This window comes from Desulfosporosinus acidiphilus SJ4 (assembly GCF_000255115.2).
GTDB classification, from domain to species: domain Bacteria; phylum Bacillota; class Desulfitobacteriia; order Desulfitobacteriales; family Desulfitobacteriaceae; genus Desulfosporosinus; species Desulfosporosinus acidiphilus.
Genome location: NC_018068.1, coordinates 436,524 through 460,938, shown reverse-complemented (window position 1 = coordinate 460,938; position 24,415 = coordinate 436,524). Strand labels below are relative to the sequence as shown.

General features: G+C 41.8%; 16 protein-coding genes and 1 other annotated feature. Of the genes, 7 read left to right on the top strand and 9 right to left on the bottom strand.

The genetic code is table 11. The annotated features are described in order from the left end of the window. Nucleotides 1-25: 25 nt before the first annotated feature. Both DESACI_RS02185 and DESACI_RS02180 read right to left on the bottom strand, forming a co-directional pair. Nucleotides 26-280, bottom strand: a complete 255-nt coding sequence (locus DESACI_RS02185) for a hypothetical protein (RefSeq protein WP_014825528.1) — start codon at nt 278-280, stop codon at nt 26-28. A gap of 144 nt (nt 281-424) precedes the next feature. Beyond that, nucleotides 425-1,099 (bottom strand): HDIG domain-containing metalloprotein, encoded by a 675-nt coding sequence (locus DESACI_RS02180; protein WP_049804099.1) that lies wholly within the window; start codon nt 1,097-1,099, stop codon nt 425-427. A gap of 374 nt (nt 1,100-1,473) precedes the next feature. Between DESACI_RS02180 and DESACI_RS02175 the strand changes: the two genes are divergently transcribed. Together DESACI_RS02175 and DESACI_RS02170 are read left to right on the top strand one after the other, a co-directional pair. Continuing rightward, nucleotides 1,474-2,400, top strand: a complete 927-nt coding sequence (locus DESACI_RS02175; RefSeq protein ID WP_014825525.1) for a LysR family transcriptional regulator — start codon at nt 1,474-1,476, stop codon at nt 2,398-2,400. A gap of 53 nt (nt 2,401-2,453) precedes the next feature. Further along, the gene (locus DESACI_RS02170) at nt 2,454-3,206 is read left to right on the top strand and encodes an alpha/beta fold hydrolase (RefSeq protein WP_014825524.1); all 753 of its coding nucleotides are present in this window, start codon (nt 2,454-2,456) and stop codon (nt 3,204-3,206) included. 93 nt (nt 3,207-3,299) lie between these two features. Here DESACI_RS02170 and DESACI_RS02165 read toward each other — a convergent pair whose 3' ends face one another. Next, on the bottom strand, nt 3,300-3,488 hold the full coding sequence (locus DESACI_RS02165; RefSeq protein ID WP_014825523.1) for a 4Fe-4S binding protein: 189 nt from the start codon (nt 3,486-3,488) through the stop codon (nt 3,300-3,302). A gap of 267 nt (nt 3,489-3,755) precedes the next feature. On the opposite strand from DESACI_RS02165, the gene DESACI_RS02155 reads away from it, so the two are divergent. Continuing rightward, nucleotides 3,756-4,328, top strand: a complete 573-nt coding sequence (locus DESACI_RS02155; RefSeq protein ID WP_014825521.1) for a xanthine phosphoribosyltransferase — start codon at nt 3,756-3,758, stop codon at nt 4,326-4,328. Nucleotides 4,329-4,452: 124 nt separating this feature from the next. On the opposite strand, the gene DESACI_RS02150 is transcribed toward DESACI_RS02155, so the two are convergent. Further along, nucleotides 4,453-5,121 (bottom strand): hypothetical protein, encoded by a 669-nt coding sequence (locus tag DESACI_RS02150; RefSeq protein ID WP_014825520.1) that lies wholly within the window; start codon nt 5,119-5,121, stop codon nt 4,453-4,455. A gap of 224 nt (nt 5,122-5,345) precedes the next feature. Further along, a complete protein-coding gene (locus DESACI_RS02145) occupies nt 5,346-5,969 on the bottom strand; it encodes a DUF3786 domain-containing protein (RefSeq protein WP_014825519.1) in 624 nt (207 codons plus the stop codon). A gap of 671 nt (nt 5,970-6,640) precedes the next feature. Here DESACI_RS02145 and DESACI_RS02140 point away from each other — a divergent pair. Beyond that, complete coding sequence (locus tag DESACI_RS02140; protein ID WP_014825518.1) at nt 6,641-8,623, top strand: methyl-accepting chemotaxis protein; 1,983 nt, start codon at nt 6,641-6,643, stop codon at nt 8,621-8,623. Nucleotides 8,624-8,865: 242 nt separating this feature from the next. Further along, nucleotides 8,866-9,723 (top strand): MBL fold metallo-hydrolase, encoded by an 858-nt coding sequence (locus DESACI_RS02135; protein ID WP_014825517.1) that lies wholly within the window; start codon nt 8,866-8,868, stop codon nt 9,721-9,723. 220 nt (nt 9,724-9,943) lie between these two features. On the opposite strand, the gene DESACI_RS02130 is transcribed toward DESACI_RS02135, so the two are convergent. Further along, entirely contained in the window at nt 9,944-12,361 is a 2,418-nt protein-coding gene (locus DESACI_RS02130; RefSeq protein ID WP_014825516.1) for a cyclic nucleotide-binding domain-containing protein, read from the bottom strand. A gap of 249 nt (nt 12,362-12,610) precedes the next feature. Between DESACI_RS02130 and tlp the strand changes: the two genes are divergently transcribed. Together tlp and DESACI_RS23375 are read left to right on the top strand one after the other, a co-directional pair. Further along, nucleotides 12,611-12,832: a small acid-soluble spore protein Tlp gene (gene tlp, locus DESACI_RS02125; RefSeq protein WP_014825515.1), complete on the top strand. Its 222-nt coding sequence runs from the start codon at nt 12,611-12,613 to the stop codon at nt 12,830-12,832. 182 nt (nt 12,833-13,014) lie between these two features. Then, the gene (locus DESACI_RS23375; RefSeq protein WP_014825514.1) at nt 13,015-13,188 is read left to right on the top strand and encodes a CDIF630_02480 family spore surface protein; all 174 of its coding nucleotides are present in this window, start codon (nt 13,015-13,017) and stop codon (nt 13,186-13,188) included. An 86-nt stretch (nt 13,189-13,274) separates the two neighbouring features. Here DESACI_RS23375 and ileS read toward each other — a convergent pair whose 3' ends face one another. The 3 genes from ileS to DESACI_RS02110 all read right to left on the bottom strand — a co-directional run bounded on the left by ileS (nt 13,275) and on the right by DESACI_RS02110 (nt 24,198). Continuing rightward, complete coding sequence (gene ileS, locus DESACI_RS02120; protein ID WP_014825513.1) at nt 13,275-16,379, bottom strand: isoleucine--tRNA ligase; 3,105 nt, start codon at nt 16,377-16,379, stop codon at nt 13,275-13,277. 79 nt (nt 16,380-16,458) lie between these two features. After that, nucleotides 16,459-16,690: a binding site (T-box leader), on the bottom strand. A 581-nt stretch (nt 16,691-17,271) separates the two neighbouring features. Beyond that, nucleotides 17,272-20,799, bottom strand: a complete 3,528-nt coding sequence (gene nifJ / locus DESACI_RS02115; protein WP_014825512.1) for a pyruvate:ferredoxin (flavodoxin) oxidoreductase — start codon at nt 20,797-20,799, stop codon at nt 17,272-17,274. Nucleotides 20,800-20,907: 108 nt separating this feature from the next. After that, nucleotides 20,908-24,198 carry a carboxyl transferase domain-containing protein gene (locus DESACI_RS02110; protein ID WP_014825511.1) on the bottom strand — a complete coding sequence of 1,097 codons (3,291 nt, stop codon included), beginning with the start codon at nt 24,196-24,198 and terminating at the stop codon, nt 20,908-20,910. Nucleotides 24,199-24,415: the final 217 nt, after the last annotated feature.

Sequence of the window (24,415 nt, the reverse complement as noted above, 5' to 3'; positions counted from 1 at the left end):
TCATCAAATTGCAGAGAGGCGGCTCTTAACTCTTTCCAAGTTCTTGGTCTAACCGCTGTTCTATCTCCTCATCGGTTAAATCAAATTCACGAGTGTACTCTCTCGCTCTTTGTCTTTGGTCATAATAATATTGCCGACGCTGCTCCCTTTTCCCAAGAGAATCCTGCTTTCCACGTCCTAAATTTCGCAAACCCAAATAAATAAAATAGCTGAGCAGCGAAGTAACCACCAACATAACTATACTCTGCATTGGATCACCGAAACCAAAACCTATGATCAATTTGATCACCTCAACACCAGTCTATATCTATTTTACCACAGGTCATGGCATCAATATGAAAATAATATTTGAAGATAAGATTAACCCCCAAAAATATCAAAATTTTTAGGCAAAGTGACAATAACACATTAATCAATGCGTTTTTTAATCTCGTAGGGAATCATTTGAAAGGGCATCTTCAAGAAGATCCTTGGTAATTCCCGGAGTTAAATAATCCGTACACTTTTCTAAAAAAGCTAAAATGCCCTTTTCTTCTTCCAGCTTTTTATCTGAAGTCATCTTTCCTCTTCCCAGTCGATCACATAGCCCTAAAAGTGCTATTTCATGAATGGAGACCTCAGATGACATTTTGGCGATCTCGGCAAACGGCAAATTCTTTGTAACGAAGAGTATCTGCATATGCCATCTTACCAATTTAGAAACTTTGTAAATTAAATCCTGTTCATTGGTTAGTTCCCTAAGAAATTTAGCGGAAAGTCCCTCTCCCACTTTATCATGATCATAGGAAGTAATTCTCCCTTTTGTAACTCTGGTAGTAGGTGCCTTTCCCAAATCGTGGAGTAAGGCCGCCCACATAAATACATTTGGATTTTGGCTCAGATGCTTTCGTTCTGCTGCATTATCCAAAACCAACATTGTATGGTTCCAAACACTTCCTTCGGGATGATGCTTCGGTGATTGAGGAGTATTCTTTAAGGCACCTAACAAAGTATAGGGGTATCTTTCAGCAAATAGTCCTGTTTTGCTTAATTCATTGAAGTAATCTGAGGGCCTCTGGTCATTCGATAAATGTTTTTGAAATTCATTAAACATTTGCATCATAGTTTTCTCCGCTAATTTAATCTTTTTAATCATAAATTATCACTAAACTACTGATTTTCCAAGTAATTTGCCAATAATTTGTATCTTCATCTAACTCCCCCATATAAACCCAAGGTTCGGCTTTCACCAAATGAGATTCACTCGGGGTTGAGAAATCTGCAGGTAAAGAAAACTTCATTTTTAACATCTGACACATGAAGGTAGTATTTCCACGAGCAAGCTGAATTATTGTATAAGCTCCACAATTTAAGCTCTTATCGGGAAAACCAGGAGCGGAATTGTAATTTCTATGACATTGTTAAATGCTAGAAAAAGAAGTATTATTATATGAATCTGAATTATCCTTAAATCAATATTTCGAGGTGCAAACTATGTTCGACGATCCCTTAAAAACTTTCGTTACCGTAGTTGAACTCAAAAAGTTCTCTCATTCAGCCGAAGGGCTTTTTCTCTCTAACCCCGGTGTTCGTTCTCAAATTGAAAGTCTTGAACAAGAACTGGATACAAAATTCTTCAATAGTTCTTCCACTCACCTTGAACTTACACAAGAGGGCGAAATATATTACAAATATGCTAAACAAATTATAAATTTACAAGATAGAGCCAAAGAAGAAATCAAAAATTTATCCAATATGGTTTCAGGCAGTTTAAAAGTTGGGGGAAGCTATACCATCGGAGAATACATTTTACCCTTTGCTGTAACCGAATTTGCCGTCCATTACCCGGGAGTAGAAATAGAAACCTCAATTGCCAATACAGAAGAAATTATTCAAGCGGTCCGGAACAACCAATTGGACATTGCTCTTGTAGAGGGAGAGGTTAATCATACGGACATTCGAATTCATTCCATCATGGAGGATGAACTGATTCTAGTTGTTCCGAATCAACATCCTTTGGCGAAACTTCCTATTGCTACCTCAGAACATCTCCAAAACCAAGTGTGGATTCTCCGCGAAAGTGGTTCAGGAACCCGAGCCTTCAGCGACAAGCTTATTAAAGAATGGGGAATTAACGTTAGGAAAAGTTATATCTTCGGAAGTGGCCAAGCCGTTAAACAGGCAGTTACAGCCGGCTTGGGCATTGCCCTTGTCTCCCGTTGGATTGTCCGGAAAGAGCTGAATGCTAAAGAATTAAAATCTCTCAGAATCAAAGGGAAACGTCTCACTCGTTCCTTTTACTTAATTGAACCGAAGGAACATGAAACAAGTGAAGTGATGGAAGCCTTTACGGAGCAAATTCTCGGTCATGAACTAATTACATCATGGAGAAAATTAACCAGAAAGGGACTAGATTTTTAAAAAGCCCTTTCTAATGAGAAGTATTAAATCATTAGCATTTTAAGGAGGAATAGATGGCTTTCGTACTTAATAATAGCGTAAAAATCAATTATGAAGTTGAAGGGGACTCAAACCGCGATTGCCTTGTTCTTCAACATGGTTTTTTTGGCAGTATTTCAGATTGGTATGACTATGGATATGTAGACGCCCTTAAAACAAAGTATAAATTAATATTAATTGACGCAAGAGGGCATGGTAAAAGCGATAAACCTCATTGCTCTGAAGAATATTCCTTATATCTTCGTTCTCAAGATATAATCAGAATCCTTGATGCTCAAAAAATTGATCAATGCCATTACTTTGGCTATTCAATGGGAGGATGGATTTCCTTTGGATTAATGAAGTGGTTTAAATCCCGCTTCCAATCATTTATCCTTGATGCCATCCATCCTTGTGAAAATGATATGCTTTCCTTAAGAAACTCCGTCCTGACCCTTGAAGATTGGGTTCCTAAACACGATGTCTCTGCAGAGCATAAAAAGAGATTTTTATCGAACGACAAAGAGGCTTTATTGGCAGCCATCGAAGAAACAAGAACCGACAATACTGAACTCTTAAAAAATATTTCCGTTCCCTGCTTAATGTTAGCTGGAGAAAACGATGCAATTCATGAAAAGGTCAGAGAGAGCGCAAAACTATCCTCAAACATTGAGTTCATATCTATTCCCCACTCTGACCATTGGTTTTCTCTCTATAACAGCGACTTCATCATTCCGCAAATTGAACGATTTATTGCAAACATAACCGGAGCTCAATCCCCAGCTTAGATATACTTTGAAAAGGAGGTGTTGCAATTTGATCTTGCAACACCTCCTCTATTTTTCAGACCCGCCAATGCATTTTGGGCTTGCCGGAAACCCCTACTCTTCACTAACCTGTAAAGCCCCCATCGGACAGTAAATCACACATTTCCGACACTTGATACATTTTTCCTGATCAATTGTTGGAGCATTAAATCCGATTTGTCCAATTGCTCCTACCGGACAGACTCTAATTGAAGGACAAGGATGATTTTGTGGGCATCTGTTTTTGTTAATTGAGATATTCATAAAATACCTTCCTCGCAAATTAGTATTATCTTAGCGGCATTATTGGCTTTCAATATACCCCTAGCAGGTATAAGTATATTAATATCTGTCAGCTTTGTCAAACGAAATAGAATCCAATTTCCGTTCTTAAACGTAAGATCTGGAAAAAACTTTATTTGATTTTTTAGGCTAATCAAGTTATCCTTGTAATTATTACATTTCGTCTCTAACATTATAGCTCCTAACATATTAAGGAGTTTTTTTATATGAGGAGGGCGTATTACAAGGATGCAACTCTTAAAAGATAAAATCCGCAATGAAGCAAAAATAATTGACAACCGAATTATTAAAGTTGATAATTTTTTAAATCATCAACTGGATATTACCTTATTCAATGAAATCGGCAAGGAATTCAAACGTCGATTTGCCGGCAAAGAGATTACAAAAATTGTCACAATTGAAACTTCCGGTATTGCCATTGCCAGTATTGTTGCCCAGTACTTTGATAATGTACCCGTTGTGTTTGCCAAAAAGCATGCGGGCCTTAATATGAACCAGGATGTTTTTGAAGCAAAAGTATATTCATATACTAAGGAGCAAGAGTATTCCATAAAAATATCCAAAGAATTCTTACGTCCAAATGACAAGGTCTTAATTATTGATGATTTTCTGGCAAGCGGAAGTGCACTTATGGGCTTGATTAACTTACTGTCTCAGAGCAGTGTTGAGATTTCCGGAGCAGGTATTGTTATAGAAAAAACCTTTCAGGAAGGAAGAAAACGCATCCTGGAAAAAGGCATTCAATTAGAGTCGTTGGCCATTATTGACTCAATAAAAGATGGACAAGTTATTTTTAAATAAGTTATACGTTACGGTCAGATAAAAACGGACTTGAGCAAAAATAATAGAGATCACTTGCTGAAAGTGACCTCTATTATTTTTCTGCTTTTATTACGAACCTATTAGATAAATTCCATTTTTATTGCTACTGGCGTGCTTTAGCCAATAGCTGCAAGCGTTCAGCAGACTTGGCCTTTTCATATTCGTTCTTTTTCACCGCAACAATCGCGGTAGGCTGATGGTTGGCAACCAATTCGCTCTGCATTGCATTTAAAATACTGTAAAATTGGCTATCCACACTAGTCTCAAGCAACGTGCCTGCTTGAATATATTTTTCAGCCAGTACCGAGCGATTCAAAGTACCCGCCTTTTTCTCTTGTTTATACTCTTGCAGAGCAGCCGAATATAAAGTCTCCAAGCGACTCAGAGCAACATTCTGCAAGTAATTAAACTTAGGCGTATATTCATTAATGATCTCGTCTTGTGTCAGCCCTTTGACAGTAATAGTTTCGCTCCCGCTCCCAGCAATGGGGGCTGATGATTGGCTCCCTCCCTGCTCACTGCCCGTTTGCTGAGAGATATTTTCAGGAGTACCGCTTTGCCCTGCTTGATTGTCCTTACTTTTACCATCTTTTATATTACTGTCCGTTGCCTTAGGCAGATTGAATGAGTAAAAAAAATCGTTTCCAAACTGCTTTTTGAGCTGGTCCTGAATTTCCTGATTGGGTCTGAAATACTTGTTGTAGCCCCAAAACCCTCCTAGACCTATTAATAAGATCATCATCCCAGTAATCATCAGAATTTTCTTTTTCATATTTTCTCCTGCCAGATATTTTGATAATTATATGAACTCCTTTTGGGGTTAGGCGGCTTCGGTGATACTCTCCAACTGAGACCATCGTCACCGAAACCCCGAGGTTCAGGTTCAGGTTCAGCCTTAGCGAACGAGTTCACTAATTTGCCCAATCATATACTGTGATAATACCATAATATGGTTTTGTAGTATATATTATGCACATAATTTTACAGTTATAAGTGTTACAAAGAGGAAACCGATCGCCTGACTAATTTTTCCGAAATGTAACTGCCGAGACCTATAACACTCTCGATGTGCAGCAGTTCGTCAACCCCCGGTTCATATAAAATCGTGGCATTTCCACGAACTTCCTCGTCCCCTTCCCAAACGACCACACACATGGAAATCTCAGGAAACACCTGAAAGATCACGGCTGCGTCTCCCAAGTCTGCCTGTCTTCCTCCCATAGTGGCAGCAACTCTATATAATTCCTGAGATTGAACACCAAATGCCTTAACGAGCGGAATGATAGAATTCTTGTGAAAGGCAGGATAGAACAAAGCGCCGCCGTTGGGTATTTCTTTCAGGCTGATCCACTTATGGATAGATCTTTGGAGGGGTCTTGCATAAGCTAAATAATTTAGCATAATTATTGATCCCATAATGTCCAGGCTATGTCCATCACTTTTACGATAGATCTTTTCTGCAGGGCAGTCCAGAACATACTCTGAATTAAAAAAACTAACTTCGAACTGATGACATTGACTGTTGTAAGAGACCGCTCGGTTCTTTGTGATCTCCTCCGCTTGCTTTTCCTTTATATCCTGCCAGTATTTATCGTAGGCAATTCGATAATTCGTTTCCACTCTGACACCCCCTCACCTCTTAATTTCTTTTCACTTGCCCAGTTTATTTTGAAAAAATAGGCGTTCTGCTTAATACCATTTAGGATATTAGAGTAATTGTTATTCAGGTAATCAAACATATAAAAATACAATTCAATTGTAAACTTCATATTATATTTAAGCTAATAATTTCTTTCCCTTTTATTTGACAATTTTCATAAAATTGCGACATATATTAACCTCAATTTTTTAACATTATATTTTTTAATTTGTAATTTTAAAGCCATAATTAGGTTTTACATAATATTGTCGGAAGCCATTAATAATCTAATTACAAATTAAATTTTATCCTTTAATAAACTGACACTTTCCTTAAAACAATGTGGTTTTAGTTTATTAAGCGAAGCATATAAATCTGGGTCCAATGGCACTGTACTAGAATAATAAATTAGGTTAAAATGAAAGCGGCAAGCAAAATAAGGTCGAAAAATAGTAAAGGAGATTGGAATAAGTGGAAATAATTAACGTTTAACCGAAATTTTTACCTTTTATGTGTTGGTAAATAATATTTAAGATTTAACTGGAACTTATGCTTTTTATATTAAGTACACTACTTAACAATTCTTCCCTCAAATACGACCTTGTCTTGTTATGACTAAAGAAATGTCATTATGAATGGAGGAGGACGAACTGTGAAAGGATCCATGCAACGTAAATTAGTTGGCTTAATTCTAGCCTTATCTCTGCTGCCTACCTCAATTTTAGGTTTTTACAGTTATGAGAATGCAAATTCAGTTCTTACTTCTGAACTCAAGACTTCCACTTCTCAATCAGTAACTAAAGTGGAAGAAACAACAAACATGTTCATGAGAAGTATCGAACAAGATGTTAACCGATTAAGCAATGATCCCAGTGTTATTGCGCTGGCCTCAGGCAACAGCAGCGAAACTCAAGCCTTAGATGTATTTAAAAAATATAAACAATTTAACGTTGATGCATTAAATGTCTATTTTGGTTCAGCCGATAAGCGCATGTTTCTGTATCCTCCGACTCAACTCCCCAGCGGCTACGATCCCACAACCCGACCTTGGTACACTGAAGCTGCGAAGACAAAAGAAACTGTCTGGACCGATCCCTATGTGGATGTCGGAACTCACCAGTTAATCGTTACTGTCGCTAAATCTGTCTATGATCCTCAGACAAACTCTCTTCTGGGGGTTATGAGCATTGATATTTCTCTTAATTCGCTTACGCAAATCATCTCGCAAATGAAAATTGGCCAGCAAGGCTACATAATTTTGCTGGATAAAACTAATAAGATTATGGTGGACCCTGACAAGACTCAATTAGGTAAGGACGTTTCTATTCCTGAGCTTAAAAAAGGTTTAGAAAATCAAACTTCCGGAGTCATCGATTTCACAACAAATAATATTCGACATTTTGGAAGCTTTGACACCTTCAAAAAAACAGGCTGGAAATTTATAGGAGTTATGAATTACAGCGAAATCCAGGCTTCAACTTCCCAAATTCTCAGTCATACCGCTTTAGCCTCACTACTATTAGCTATTCTGGCTATCATTATTGGAATATTATTTGCCAAACGCTTCACCAAAGCATTGAATTTGTTAGTCGAAGATGCTCAAAAAATTGGAAATGGAGATTTTACGGTTCGCTGTAAACTAACTTCCAAGGATGAAATTGGAGTCTTATCGTCAACTCTTAACAGTATGGTCGAGGAACTTGGATCTCTAATGAAAAACATCCAAAACCTCTCCCTTCACGTCAGTAAATCCGCCCATGATTTAGCCGGCACAGCGGAACAAACGAGCAGTTCTGCTGAAGAAGTGTCCACAACCGTAAGCCAAATCGCCAGCGGAGCCTCCGATCAAGCAACTCAGGCTGAACAGGGATCTTTATTCGTAGAACAAGTATCTTCCAATTTTCAATCATTGGAAACCAGCAGCAATGATATGTTAAAAGCTTCCCAAGAAGCTGCTCAAGCTAACCAAAGAGGCATCGATTCGGTTAAAGAGCTCACATCGACTTCTGAAGCCAACAAAACTGCCATAGATAAAATTGAACATGTTATTTCTCTCCTAAATAATAAGGTGCAGGCTATTAGCACAATACTCCAAGCGATTACAGCGATTTCAGAACAAACAAACCTCCTGGCACTCAACGCCTCTATTGAAGCCGCACGTGCCGGAGAAGCAGGCCGAGGTTTTTCTGTCGTAGCCGAAGAAATACGTAAACTTGCCGAACAGTCCGCAGATTCAGCCAACGGTATCCGTCAAATTGTTGTAGACATTCAAAAGGAAAGCCAGCATACCGTGGGGGTTATGCAGGAGGTTCAAAATCAAACTTCAGCCCAAATGTCAGCTGTCTCAAATGTAGACTCTTCTTTTTCAGAGATTTCTACAGCCATCGATACGATCTATGAAATTATTCAACAAAACACAGATCACATGAAAGAAGCTTCAGAAAACAGCACCAAAGTTGTTGAAGTCTTGCAAAACATCTCAGCTGTTTCAGAGGAAACAGCAGCAGCTTCCGAAGAAGTAACTGCCTCAATGCAGCAAACTACAAGTGCAGTTGAGCACGTTGCTAAAACCGCAGAAGCTCTGGATAAAGTAGCAAAACAACTTACTGAAGAGATTCTTAGATTTAAAGTTTAATGCCCAGTTTCGATTAAATTGTTCCCTAATATCCAACATAGAATACCTCTTTATAGAAACGAGGCGCCTAGCCAATATTATGGTTAAGCACCTCGTTTTTTATCTCTTTGCGGCGAGAAGACTCCCCCCATAGCATTAAACCGTTAAGCGAAAACGATCCATGGAATTTAATTTCGACTCTTTGGCTAGAAGACTGCAAAACGATATAATAGAAATAATTATTTCGCTGGGAGATGACCATTATGATAATTCAAGAAATCGGCCAGAGAGGTGTCATTTTTACCTTTGATGACGAAATTTCCGTATATCTAATTAAAGGAGATCATTATCACGTTTTATGCGACACGCATCTAGGTCCCGCATCTATGAATGCAGTCAAAGACTATCTCCCCTATCGGTTAAGGCCCAAAGAACTTTTGGTCTTTAATTCTCATTCTGATTGGGATCATATCTGGGGAAATTGTGCTTTCGAGGATGCCCTGATCATCGGTCATGAAACCACAAGGACCCGCATGTTGGAGATCGGAAACTTTGAGTTGAACCGCCTAAAAAAATTCCATAACGGGAGAATTGAATTAAAGTATCCTAACCTTACATTCCAAGAAAAACTCACCTTAGCCGATGAAGGTATTGAATTTATCTATGCGCCAGGTCACACAATTGACTCATCCCTCTGTTTTGATCAAAGGGATTCTGTGCTTTTTGTCGGGGACCTGGTGGAGTTTCCTATTCCATACCTGGATTATTATGATCTCCATGCCTTTGTTCAAACCTTAGAGTACATTAGGAACTTCCCCGCTAGAACCAAGCTTTCGGCACATTCCGGCATTGTCGCAGATGACTTAATCGAGCGCAATCTCGCTTACATCGAGAAAATTCAACAGGGCCAATCCGTTCCGCGTGACATGATCGGCCCCTCAGTCGAAGTTCATCAGTATAATTTAAATAATCTTCTGCTTCTAAAATACGAACCTCTTATTCGCAAAAAGTTTGGCCCGAATTTTGACTATTCAGCTTATAAATCCAATTTTTCGGATTTAGGAACTATCCCTTCAGAGGATTTTAAAGCTAAACTCCAAAATTACCTGAAAAGACTATAAATATCATTCTTGTATGACTAACTCAGCTCCATTTTCAATCAAGAGAGCAGTTTCCTTATCTATTCCATATTTACGACTGTTAAATCTCAAAACTCATGCTTAATATTATAAAAATCTTAAACTACAAACTTAACATGTTAGATATTAAAGTATAACTTATATTATTAAAGTCATAAAATGTTAAAACCCTAAAATATTAACTAAATTATTAACAGATAAATCATTTAGCTTTAATGGTTACCGTTCGCTTTTCTTTCTTATGCAGCAATACAAGAGCAATGGTTATACCTGTTAAGGCTAAACCAAAGGCGGCAGCAATGCCATGGGTGATAAAAGTGACAGGAAGGTAAAAAGACTGTAATCCTGACTGCGTTTCATAACTCACCCCAAATAAAAGAGAACGAATGCCTGGGATCAGTGACACCTGATACATAATATGCCCGGCCAAAACAAGCGGAGTTAAGGCAAAGATTAGCTTGACGCGAAGTGAAGCCGCTTTTGTTTTAAAAGGCTTGGCAACCAACCAAGCAAGTGCCCCTCCCAACAAACCTGCTCCCCAATAACATAGACTAAACCATACTTTCCAATAAGAAGAAAACCAGAGTTTCGGGAACGTGACAAAATAATTCAGAGGAATCAAAATTCCCAACATGACCCCTATAAACACAACAAATCCCTGATTAACTCGAACTAAATGCCACACTTCACGGCCCGCGAGTCTTAAATTAACTTGAACTGACCCGTTCGGACAATTTCGAACGCAATTAAAGCAAAGTTTACAGCCCAAATTATTATCTAAATATGGTAAGTGCTGGGACATGGGACACCCTGAAGCCTTCTCACTCCCAACGTAACATTCAAAGCTTGTACACTTATTCAAGCAAACTGCGGCATCGGCTCGCACCTCTAGCATGGAGCCTATTGAAGCAGTTCCAATAAAGCCTCCCAAAGGGCAAAGATGTTTACACCAAGCATGACGGGGATAGAGAACGGCGGTAATAATTGCACAAAGTTGGATCGCTATAAGCAAGATTGCCGTGTAGACAGGATGAGAGCGCATGTCGCTGATCACTTCAAGCCAAAAAATCAGTAAAAACAAAAAGCTGACTAGAAGGTAATCATACTTAATGATAAATTCCGGAAGATTACGGTTCAGATGGACCTTCCTTTGAATGAACTCCATAAAGGTCGAAAACGGGCAAACAGTGCACCACAAACGCCCTAAAAAAGGAGAAACAAGAGCAAGCGCCGGCCACCACAACCCCCATACTAAGACGAAAATCTTAGTAGAAACCGCAACTTGAGGTGCGAAAAGCAACAATGCTATGAGAGCTATAAACAGAAACGCTGCTGCACGCCTTATCCAATTTAGAAAGGTCCCCTTTTTTATAAGACTGTTCAGCTTTCCCCAGGCTAAAAGGTTAATTGTATGACCGTTTTGTTCTGCCGTCGGGCCAAAAAAGATCTGTTCTAAGCCAATAACATCTTGATCCGCAATATAGAAGGCTCTCTCAATAACTTGAATTAGTTCTGTAACATTCCCTTGCTGGTAATGATGGGAGAGTAATAACTTAATTGCTTCCTGATTTAGAGTGGGAACATTTCGCTGACTTTTCTGAGCTAATTTTTCCAAGAACCCTTGGGCTAAAATAGGAATATCTCGTTTGTGTTTTCTCAGAGGAGGGATCTCATAAGTGTGAGCAAAGCATTCTTGAAGTTCCGGAATAATTATCTTCTCTGAATCAGGTTCTAAGTTTGAACTTCCTATAACAAAACATTTGTTGTTTTGTGCCTTTATCGCTCGGGCAAGCTTAAGCTGTGCATGAGGTGATATGAGGTTTATCGCCCGTATAAACAACGTTCCTCCCTCAGCGATGTCGAATAGGTTGGCATTCTGAACACTGGGAGAGTCTTCTTGACTGGCCGGCTCCAAAACTAAGTCCATCCACTGCTGCTCAAAACGTTGTCCTTCTACCACCACAAAAGGGGCTTCCGAACCGGAATGGCGTTGATGAACATACCAAGCCATCATCTGACGACCGGTTCCCCGCTCTCCGAAAAGCATGAGGTGCCCTTTAGGCTGAGCGAATTCCTCCAGTTTTCGTTCAACCTCGGCAGTTGTTCGCGCTCCCCCCCAAAGTCCGTAAAATTTCTCTTTATATTGGGTAAGCTGCAAAGCTGAACGTAAAATCTCTTTGTATTTAGTCTCCGATAAGATGAGATTGGCTTCATTCAGATTATTTGTCAATCTGCCAATAAACCTTTGATATAGTTTTGGCCAGCGCAAAAGCATTCGCGCAAAACCTTCAGAATTCATAACAAGAGCTTGACATTCTTCTTGACAGAGAACCGTAGTGGCAGCAGGCTTGCCGTCAAGCAAGGAGAATTCACCAAAGGAATCCCCGGAGCCAATAGATCTAACCCGCCGTTTGCGTTGTCCTTCCCTTCGGATCATGACATCCGCTTTTCCTTTGATCAGTATATAAAAAGAATGTTCTTCTTGCCCCTGTTTGATAATCTCAGAGCCCGCTTCAAAGCTCTCCCATTGAAAATCCAGAGCAAGCTCGGCTAATTCGGCAGGTGAGAGATCTGAAAGAAGTTCAATCTTAGCCAGACAATACACTTTATCTTCAATCATATGCCCTCCAAAATAATTAAGTATGAATGAATTTTTGAATATGCTTAATGTTCATAAAATATACTCCAAAATAATGATTCTGCCAATATAAATTTATTTCCATTCCCTTATTCAGAATAGTCTGTAAGGTAACTAAAAAGCAATATCTTATAAATCCCGCCCTTAATTTTTTATAGTCATTATTTTTGTATAAAACTAAGCCAATCAGTGAATTATAAAGAAGATTCTTGATGGAGACAGGAGGAAATTATGATGGCTAAACCTGATAATAGAGCTGATAACGATGTTCATTTGCAGGAACATATTAACCACACCTTAGCGAAACTGCATGCGGCAGAGGATTATCTTGACGAACACGCTGAGGAACTTTCTGCGAAAGACCGCGAAGATATTGAGGCCAAAAACGAGCGGCGAAAAGAAAGCATCAAAGCTTTTATTGCTGAAAAGAAAGACGAATCCCAGAAACAGTAATTATCTAAAAGTACGTTACTCTTTATCTAAAATGGCATCCTATCCTGTTTCAGGGAGTGGGTGCCATTCCTATTTTTATTCGATCTGCCAATCCTGATTAACTCATAAGAAATTATAAATAGAAACAAATGATTGATTAAAAACCGGGAATACTAAGTATGCAATTAAAGGAGGGTATTATCATGGCTGAAAATAAATCCAGGGAAAAATTCGCAGCTAATCCTATTGAAAGACATGATACGGCAGCCTGGCGGGGACATATTGAAAGTGTAAAACCTCAATCCAATGTTCCTATACCCAGCGAAGAATCTGTACAGAATGCCAAAGAATGGGTGGATACTAATTCTCTATCCTAAGCGGGCATCCATAATGAGCCAAAATAATAAACTCCGTACCACTTTTCAACAAAGCGATACGGAGTCCTATTTTTATAGGCAATTTATCAATTAGACACTTTTTCCAGCTTCATGCCTGTCTTATGACCATTAAGGTTTTGCTGCTCCAAGCCGGCATCCTGAGTTCGCTCGATAGAATTTGCTAAAGTTTCCTGTTTAATATAGTCTTCGAACAACTTGACGGCTTCCGCTATTTCCTCATCACCCTCGTAAACGATCGTGATTCGATCCATCATCTCATAACCATTGTTCTTTCTCATCTGCTGAACCTTGGAAACAAACTCCCTCGCATAACCTTCATTAATTAGCTCTTTTGTAAGCGTCGTTTCAAGGATTACGAATAAGTTGTCCTCCACAGTCATTGTGAAGCCTTCTTTGGCAGAAATCGAGGTGATTACATGATCCTTAACCAGATCTATGAGTTCTCCATCGACCTCAAGGGAGATGGTTTCCCCCGCTTCTAACTTAGGCACCACTGCAGAAGCGTCTAAGGCAGCTAATACTTTGCTTAAGGATTTTATCTTCGAACCGAAAATTGAGCCTGCTACTTTGAAATTAGGCTTGAGACTGAAGCTCATATACTGATTTAAATCCTTAGCAAACACAACTTCTTTAACATTTAGCTCCTCTTTGATTAAGGGAAGCATGTAGTCGATCAGCTGTTGATATTTGCCGTCAATTAAAATCTGTTGGATTGGCTGGCGCACTTTGATTCTCACTTGTTCTCTGGCCGCCCTGCCCAGCCCTACCAGTTTTCTCACCAAATCCATTCTCGTTTCCAGCTCGACATCTATCAGCTGCGCTTCAATAACAGGATAATCTGCCAGGTGAACTGACAGTTCATCGGTTAGCCGTTTATAAAGCTCCTCTGAAATATAAGGTGCAAAAGGTGCCACCAGTTTAGACAATCCCACCAGGATTTCATAGGTGGTATTATAGACAGCTTTCTTATCATCGGTTAGCTCGGTACTCCAGAAACGGCGGCGTGAACGTCGGATATACCAGTTAGAGAGGTCCTCGTTGACAAACTCCTGGATTTTTCTGACTGCCTTAGTAAGATCAAAGACATTGAGATCCGATTCAACTTCTTGAAGGAGACTGTTGTATTTCGATAAGAGCCATCGGTCAAGCTCGGGGCGATCCTTGTGTTCAATAAAGAAGGTTCGCGGATCAAGCTTATCCGTGTTGGCATACAGGGAGAAGAAAGCATAAACATTTCTGAGGGTACTGAAAAATTTACTTTGCACCTCCTTCAGCCCTTCGATATCAAATTTAGTTGGAGTCCAAGCCGGAGATACATAAAGTAAATACCATCTCAGAGCATCGGCTCCATATTGATCGAACAATTCGAAAGGATTAACAGTATTTCCTTTGGACTTGGACATTTTATGCCCGTCCTTATCTAAGATCAGATCGTTGACTAATACTCGTTTGTAGGGGGCAACTCCTTTTACAAAGGTGGAGATTACAAGCAAAGAATAAAACCATCCCCTCGTCTGGTCAATCCCTTCACAGATAAAATCAGCCGGGAAGACCTGGTCAAAGGTCTCGCTGTTTTCAAAAGGATAGTGCTGCTGGGCAAAAGGCATCGAACCGCTGTCAAACCAGCAATCGATTACATCCGTGACACGTGTCATGGTTGAACCGCACTTTTCGCATTTTAAGTGGATACCGTCAACAAAAGGACGATGCAACTCAACCGATTCATCCAGAGGCTCCAGAGATTTTTCTCTTAACTCTTGGCGGGAGCCAATCGATGTGGTATGCCCGCATTCGCATCGCCAGATGTTAAGCGGTGTTCCCCAGTATCTGCTGCGGGACAACGCCCAATCATTGACATTTTCCAGCCAGTTACCAAATCTTTTTTCTCCCACATAATCGGGATACCATTCCACACGGTTGTTATTTTCAACTAATTTGTCCTTAAATTTAGTGACTTCAATATACCAGCTTGGTTTTGCATAATACAGCAGCGGAGTATGGCATCTCCAACAATGGGGATAATTGTGTTCTACTTTTTCCTTTTTGTATAATTTCCCTTCTCCGTGCAGCCACTTGATAATCTCCAAATCGGCATCCATAACAAAGCTTCCTGCCCAGGGTGTGGTCACAAATTTTCCGGTTTCATTGACGGGTTGAAGCACCGGCAGATTATACCTGCGCCCTGTATTATAGTCATCTTCGCCGAAAGCCGGGGCGGTATGAACTATTCCGGTTCCATCTTCAGTAGTTACATAATCGCCCAAGGTAACAAAAAAGGCCTTCTTATCCGATTTAACAAAGGGCATCAACTGTTCATATTCTGCATACTCGAGATCTTTGCCGGGGATTTCGGCCAAAACTTCAAACTCTTCACCCAACACTTTGGCGGACAAGGTCTTAGAAACATAATAGACCTCATTATTTTGTCGGACCTTCAGGTAGATTTCCTGAGGATTTACCGTAAGGGCTACGTTTGAAGGCAGTGTCCAGGGCGTTGTCGTCCAAACTAAAAAGTATTCCTCGGCATCTTTTTTCTTAAATTTAACATAGACAGTATTGGTCTTTATCTCCTGATATCCCTGGGCGACTTCATGGGAAGCCAACCCTGTACCGCAGCGTGAACAATAGGGCAGAATTTTGTGTCCTTCATAAATTAAACCTTGCTTGAAAAATTGGTCGAGAATCCACCACACACTTTCAATATAGTTATTATCCAATGTCACGTAAGGATGATCCAAATCAATGGAATATCCCATACGTTTGGTCATATCCCGCCATTGTTTTTCATAACTAAACACAGATTCCCGGCACTTTTGATTAAATGCAGCGATACCATAATCTTCAATGTCCTGCTTGTTGGTAAGCTTAAGCTGCTTTTCAACTTCGATTTCTACAGGAAGTCCATGGGTATCCCACCCGGCTTTCCGCTTGACTTGGTAACCCTGCATAGACTTTAAGCGGCAAACCGAATCCTTAAGCGTTCTGGCTATAACGTGATGGATTCCCGGTTTACCGTTAGCTGTGGGAGGTCCTTCATAGAAGACAAAAGGTGTCTTGCCTTCCCTGTTTTGGATGCTTTTATCAAGAATCTCATGTTCGTCCCAAAAATCTGCTATTTCGCTTTCTTTTTGGGCTACCGGTTGGTCCGATAAAATTTTAAAATCAGCCATGGTCATCTTCCTTTCTCAATGAGTAAAATAATACCTTTAATAGAGGAGGCAGTAACAGCAAAAGTCCCTAAGTCTACAACTTAGGGACGAATTATCTCGCGGTACCACCCTTATTATTAATGGATTGCTCAAATAAACAATCCGTCAATCACTTAAAACATATAACGCATGTCAAACGGAGCAGCTTAATTGTTTTCAGCCACCCAACTCCAAGGTGATCTTCATAAAGAATCTTCGTCATAATCTTTCAGCCAGGGATTATGTCTCTAAAAACCAGATTCAATTACTACTGTCCTTTTCATCGTCGTTTTCTCATAATTTAACCAAAACCGTCACTGCTTAAACTTTACACCGAATTTTCAAGAAACACTCGGCCAATCCACACTGCAGGAGTATACGCAATAAGTTGCAGTGCGGCAATAAGCTCGTTCGCTTGTCGTCATGGCCAGCGGTCTCCTCCAGCCATCCCGATAGTCTCCAGTGGAGAGTATCGCACTTGTTTAGCTTCGGAGACGTTCTAAAAGCAGAACATAACTTCGAGTACATTCGGATGGACTGAACAAATCAGACGATATGCAGATGTGATTTAATAAAGTTTAACTAATATTTTGCTAAAAGTAAACCCTTTAGGGGTAATTCTTTAAGATTTTAATCATTCGCTTCTTTATTCTCTTTTCGCTTTAAGGTACATTTCTCAGGCACGATCCCATAATGCCAGCGCGCTGAAGGATGGACTCTCCCCCCCACCGAAATAGAGAGCAAGGACCATTCCCACTTATAAAAGCGGGAGCCTCACGATTGGATGAAAGGAGGCGCTGCATGGTTTGGGCAATGCCCCCTTTCTTAACCTTTTTACCTTAAAAACCTCTTACCTTAGTTTTCCACGCTATACTTAATACTGCATGTCGGCAAAACGTTTTAGAGTTTGATATTTATCTCGAGCGTGTCCTTCCGCTACATTGAACATCTCTTGGGCTACCTCAGGGAATACGGTCATGAGAGACGAGTATCTGATTTCACCTTTTAAGAAGTCTTGGAAAGAAGCCGTGGGTTCTTTGGAGTCAAGCATAAATGGATTCTTTCCTTGATCTTTAAGGCGGGGATCAAAACGCCAAAGATGCCAATAACCCGCTTCAACAGCTTTCTTTTCTTCGAAGATACTTGTTCCCATTCCCGATTTAATCCCATGGTTTATGCAAGAGGCATAGGCAATAATGATCGAGGGACCATGATAGCTTTCAGCTTCGGCAATCGCTTTAATCGTTTGATTCATATTCGCCCCCATAGCAATTTGCGCAACATAGACATAGCCGTAGGTGGTGGCAATGAGTCCTAAATCCTTCTTGCGGACCTTCTTGCCTGCCGCTGCAAATTTAGCAATGGCTGCCGTCTGGGTAGCCTTCGAGGATTGACCGCCGGTGTTGGAATAGACTTCCGTATCCATAACCAGGATGTTGATATCATCGCCACTGGCAATGACATGGTCAATTCCATTGTAGCCAATATCATAGGCAAAACCATCGCCGCCAAAAATCCAAACGGATGGCTTAATGAGATAGTCCTTTTTCTCTTTGATTTCGCAGAGCAGCGAATTCCCGGCAGCATCTTCATGATTCATGGCTTCAAGCAGGCGGTCAGAGGCTCGTTTTGATCCTTCCCCATCTTCCATATTATCAAGCCAGTCACGGAAGGCATCTTTAAGATTATCACTGAAAGAGCTCTCCAGACCTTGCCTCATCAGCTGCGCAAGCTTCGCTCGAACCTGTTTTGATCCTAAATACATGCCATAGCCAAACTCGGCATTATCTTCAAACAAGGGATTCATCCAGGCCGGTCCTCTGCCTTCAGCATTAACAGTAAATGGAATTGAAGGCGCACTGCCTCCCCAGATGGAAGAACAACCTGTAGCATTGGCGATAATCATGCGATCCCCAAACAACTGGGTTATCAGGCGAGCATAGGGGGTTTCGCCGCAGCCTGGGCATGCCCCGTGAAACTCAAGCAAGGGTCGGGCAAATTGACTTCCTTTTAAGGACTTGACATCCATGAGATGACGTTTTTCGGAAACGTTTTTAATGGCGTATTCCCAGTTTTCGGATTCCATTTCAATCTCATGGTCTGCCGGCTGCATCACAATGGCTTTACCCGGTGCGGGACAAATGTCGGCACAGTTGCCGCAGCCGGTACAATCCAACGGTGAAACTTGAATGCGGTAGTGGTACCCCTCCAACCCTTTCCCGATAGGTTTCTTAGTTTTAAATGTATCAGGAGCTTTCTCAAGTTCGGTATCATCCAAGAGGAAGGGCCGAATCGTTGCGTGAGGGCAAACATAGGAACACTGGTTGCATTGAATGCATTTATCAATTTGCCACTCCGGAATATAGACTGCAATTCCTCGTTTTTCATAGCGTGTGGTGCCTAAGGGGAAGGTTCCGTCCTCTACACCAACGAAAGAACTTGTGGGCAGATCGTCCCCTTCATGCCTAGCCATAGGCCTTTGCACCTTCTTAACGAACTCAGGTTCATCCTTAACAGGCATTTCCTCATCGGGAACTTCAGCCCAGGAAGCAGGAACCTCTACTTTATGTAAAGCTTCGATCCCCAGATCCACTGCCTTTTGATTCATCTCTACAATATTGGAACCCTTTTTGCCGTAGACTTTCTCAATGGAGTCTTTCAGATATTGAATGGCATCCTCCACAGGAATGACCTGGGCTAATTTAAAGAAGGCTGACTGCATCACCATGTTGATACGTCCGCCGAGTCCGATTTCCCCGGCTATGGCAATAGCATCAATGGTATAGAAATTGATATTATTTTTAGCAATATACCGTTTGAGTGCAGCCGGCAAATGATCCGCAATTTCTTCTGTCCTCCAGGGACAGTTTAAGACAAACGTTCCGCCTTTCTTTAACCCCTTAAGGATATCGTAGTGGTAAATAAAGGACCTATTATGACAAGCAATATAATCGGCATCAAAAACTAAATACGATGATTTGATAGGTTTCTTGCCGAAGCGCAAATGGGAAATCGTCGTGCCGCCGGATTTCTTGCTGTCATATTCAAAATAGCCTTGGACAAACAGATCGGTATTGTCTCCAATGATTTTAATGGCACTTTTATTAGCCCCCACCGTACCGTCAGAACCGAGTCCCCAGAACTTGCAGCGTATAGTACCTTCCGGCGAGGTGTCGATGGTCTCCTCGATAGGTAACGAGGTATTGCTCACATCATCAACAATACCAATGGTAAAACGATTTTTCGGCTGGGCTTTCTTCAAATTTTGATAAACGGCAAGAATTTGTGACGGGGTGGTATCTTTGGAACCCAGCCCATAACGCCCTCCCACGATGAGGGGTCTTGAAGTTTCATGATCGAAGACCTGAACAATATCAAGGTAGAGAGGTTCACCCGTGGAACCCGGCTCTTTCGTCCGATCAAGAACTGCAATTTTTTTAACGGATTTAGGCAAAACATCAAAGAAATATTTCTTGGAGAAAGGACGATATAGATGGACTTTGATAAGCCCGATCTTTTCCCCCCGTTGTGCCAAAAAGTCTATAGTTTCTTCAATGGTACTGCAGACAGAGCCCATGGCCACAATAATATGTTCAGCCTCCGGGTCACCGTAATACTGGAAGGGATGGTACTCCCGTCCGGTGACTTTTTTGATCTCTTTGAAGTAATCTTCAACAATATCCGGGACAGCTTCAAAGAAGGGATTAGAAACCTCTCGGCCCTGGAAATAGATATCAGGATTTTGGGCAGTACCTCTGAGAACAGGATGATTGGGATTTAAAGCCCGATCTCTGAATTCTTTGATCTTGTCGTAATCCACGAGCTTCCTGATCTCATCGTAACTTGTGGTTTCAATTTTTTGCACTTCATGGGAGGTTCTGAAACCATCAAAAAAGTGCAAAACCGGAACTCTCGACTTGATTGCTGCAAGATGAGCAACGAAACCCAAATCCATGGCTTCTTGAACGCTATTCGAACAGATCATCGTAAAACCGGTTTGCCTGGCAGCATTAATATCCTGGTGGTCGCCGAAAATCGATAAGGCATGGGTCGCCAGAGCCCTGGCGCTGACATGGAAAACAGCCGGCACGAGATTTCCGGCCATTTTATACATTTCAGGAATCATAAGGAGTAATCCTTGGGAAGCGGTGTAGGTGGTCGTCAGAGCCCCGGCCTGCAGGGAGCCGTGAGTTGCGGCGGCGGCGCCGGATTCTGATTGCATCTCAACAACTCTTACCGGTTGGTCAAATAAATTCTTCTTACCATGGGCCGCCCATTCGTCAACTCCCTCAGCCATCGGAGAAGAAGGTGTGATTGGGAAGATCGTTGCAACCTCAGTCAGAGCATACGATGCTTCTGCTGCGGCTTGGTTTGCGTCCATTGTTTTCATTTTCTTAGCCACACTGAGAGCCTCCTCTGAAAAAACTTTGAATCAGTCCAATTTAGTATTCGTCATTGGAAAACTCTCATACATGGTTTAAGGAAAAAACAGAAATTCGCCGAGTAAAAATTACCAAGTATCAATGAATCGCTCAGATTTCTTTTCTTTATAATTCAGCAATGCTGATTTTAACCCATTTATAACCCACCTGCGGGTATCTGCCGGATCGATGACCGAATCGATTTCCAGGTAAGAGGCCACATTAATTGCTTTCCCTTTTTCATAAGCCTCCTCTATAAAACGTTGATAGGCTTCCTCACGCAGCACCGGATCGGCAATGGATTCCAGTTCTTTTCTGTAGGCATGCTTAACGGCTCCTTCAAGCCCCATAGCTCCAAATTCCCCTGAGGGCCAGGCAGCCGTGAAAAAGGAATCTTGAAAACCCCCGGCCGACATAGCCATCGCTCCGAGTCCATATCCTTTGCGCAGAACAACCGTAAAAAAGGGCACAGTGAGATGGGACCCAATCATAAACATTCGGCTGACATGGCGGACCTGAGCCTTTGCTTCCATATCCGGCCCAACCATAAATCCCGGCGTATCAACTAGAGATAATACCGGAAGTCTATGGACATTACAAAGTTGTAAAAAACGAGCCGCTTTGTCTGCATCTTGAGCTTCAATAGCTCCCGAATCATGTTTCGGGTTATTGGCAAGCAGGCCAAAAGGTCTGCCTTCAATTCTGATAAGGGCAGTAATCATTCCCAAACCAAATCGCGGCCTCAATTCCAAGACAGATTCCCTATCTGCCAAGACCTCAATGATTTTCCTTATCTCATAAACCCTTAGCCTGTTTTCCGGGATAAGCCTGCGCAGCAAGCGTTGGTCCGCTGCCTCCCAATGAGTTGCAGTGCCTTGAAAGAAGCCGAGATACTTTTTCGCTGTCTCAACTGCTTCTTTTTCATCTGTCACCTCGATATCAACCACGCCGTTTTGGGTTTGTATATCCATAGGACCGATCTCCTGCGGTCTGACGATCCCGAGTCCCCCGCCCTCAATCATTGCCGGACCGCCCATACCAATGTTGGAGTTCTTAGTTGCAATAATGACATCGCAGCATCCGAGCAGAGCGGCATTGCCAGCGAAACAAAAGCCGGAAGCAATCCCGATGAGGGGAACTTTGCCACTCAAACCGGCAAATTGACTGAAGGTTGAAAGGTCGAGACCTGTTACCCCATTGGCATCCACATCTCCCGGTCTTCCTCCGCCCCCTTCGGCAAATAAAACCGTCGGCAGCCTCCATTCGTGTGCGATTTTGATCATTCGGTCCATCTTTTTATGATTCATCGCTCCCTGGGTACCGGCCATAACCATAAAATCATAAGCCATAATCAGGGAATGTGATCTTTCTGTTCCAAAGAGAGAACCATTAATTGACCCAAAACCTCCTACCAAACCATCACCGGGCGTTTTTCTGATAAGCTCCTCCAGCGGCCGTCGTTTACGCTGGGCGGCAACAGTTAAAGCCCCATATTCTATAAAACTTTCAGGATCGCAGAGGTCCTGGATATTTTCGCGGGCTGTGCGCTGTCCATTATTATGACGTTTAGCCACCTCTTCATTTCGATGACTATCTAATCCATAGGCGTGGCGAGCCAACACTTCAGCGAGATCAGGCCGAATCGCATCAAGATCTATCTCCTCATCCTTGACCTTAACCTCGCCAAGGATTTCCGCTTCTTCCAGATAGAGAATCACGTCCCCGGCTGCCAGCACATCATTAGGATTGATGCAGATCTTACGCACGTAACCACTTAACGGAGCTTTTACTTCATGTTCCATCTTCATGGCTTCGATAACGGCAACTGTCTGTCCTCTTCTCACAGGATCTCCGTTGAAAACAGCAATGCTGACAACGTTTCCCATCATCGGAGCTGAAATAGGCTGCGTTCCAGCGGGAATCTCCGGAATATTTTTTACCGAAGTCATACTGTCCGAGGCCGAAAGGTCTTCAAAGAAAGGAAATTCTAAAGGTTTTAAAGACGAAATCAATTCACAAGCATTTTCTTCAATAAACCTGGCAGAAAAATCGTTATTCACGACCTCAGACCGGCTCAAAAGTGTCAGCAAAAAGGGAATATTTGTCGCAACCCCTTCTATGCGAAACTCTTGAAGAATCCGGCGGGCTTTAATAATAACGTCTTCAAATCGTGAAGAGCGTGAAGTAACAATGAGCTTAGCTAATAAAGAATCAAACGCCGGATTGATGGCATAGCCGCTGTAACCATAACCATCGATCCGAATTCCCGGCCCGGCGGGCACTTCATAGACTCTGATTGTTCCGCCCATGGGCTGAGCGCTGCCCACGTCATCGATGGTTTCCGTGTTAATACGCAGCTGTATGGCATAACCCTTAGGGGAAACTTCATGCTCCTTCAAACCGATCTCTGACAAAGATTTCCCGCCCGCTATCTCGATCTGAGCTCTGACAAGATCAATACCGGTAACTTCTTCGGTCACGGTATGCTCAACTTGAAGTCGGGGATTTGCTTCCATGAAAACAAAGGATGCTTCATCTTGAACGCTTCTATCCACTAAAAACTCAAACGTACCAAGGTTGTTAAATCGAGTTTCCTGAGCCAAACGCAAAGCCGCTTCGATCATTTTCTCGCGGAGTTCAGGAGAAAGGGTCGGGCACGGCGCAATCTCCATAAGTTTCTGATTGCGGCGCTGCATAGTACAATCCCGCTCACCCAAATGAATTACTTGTTTACCATCCCCAATGATTTGAATCTCAATATGTTGTGGCTTATGTATCAGTTGCTCAGCATAAACTGCACCGGAACCAAACGCCTTCTTTGCTTCCAAACTGCAATAGGCGTAGGCATCCTCAAGATCGTCAAGGCTGTAAACGGCTCTCATTCCCCGTCCGCCTCCACCCAGGACCGCTTTAATCATAACAGCCCCTTCCGAGCCAAGAGACAAGAAAAAATCTCTGACTTCTTCCAAACTGGTTGCTCCAAGTGTACCTGCAAGCAGAGGAACATTGCACTTCTTAGCTAGAAAACGGGCCTCAACCTTATCACCAAATAATTTCAAGATGTCAGAACTGGGACCGATAAACGTTATCCCTTCTGTTTCACAGAAGCGGGCAAACGAGGCATTTTCACTTAGGAAGCCATATCCGGGGTGTATCGCATCACAGCCGGTTTTCTTGGCAATAGAAATTATTTGTCCTTGATCCAAATAGGCGGCGGCTCCGGTTCCTTTGAGTGCCCAACACTCATCAGCCCTGCGCTGGTGCAATGATTTTGCATCATCCTCTGAGAAGACAGCTAGAGTCTGCATATTGAGATCCGCAGCAGCTCGGGCTATGCGAATAGCTATCTCGCCTCTGTTAGCGATAAGTATTTTTTTCATTTCCGATTCTGCCTCTCTGTTTTTATATTTTGAAACGACAACTCTTAATTGCAAAAATTATGCCATGCCTTATTAAAATATGGCTTTATGCCAAGCCTTTAGGCGGGCAGCTGCCTAGTTGCAGTAATGCCGCTGAGCGGCATAGAGGTCAGATAATTGAAAAACAAGCAGTTAGCGACCGCCGACTGCTTGTTCGAATATCAATCCTTGTGTAATT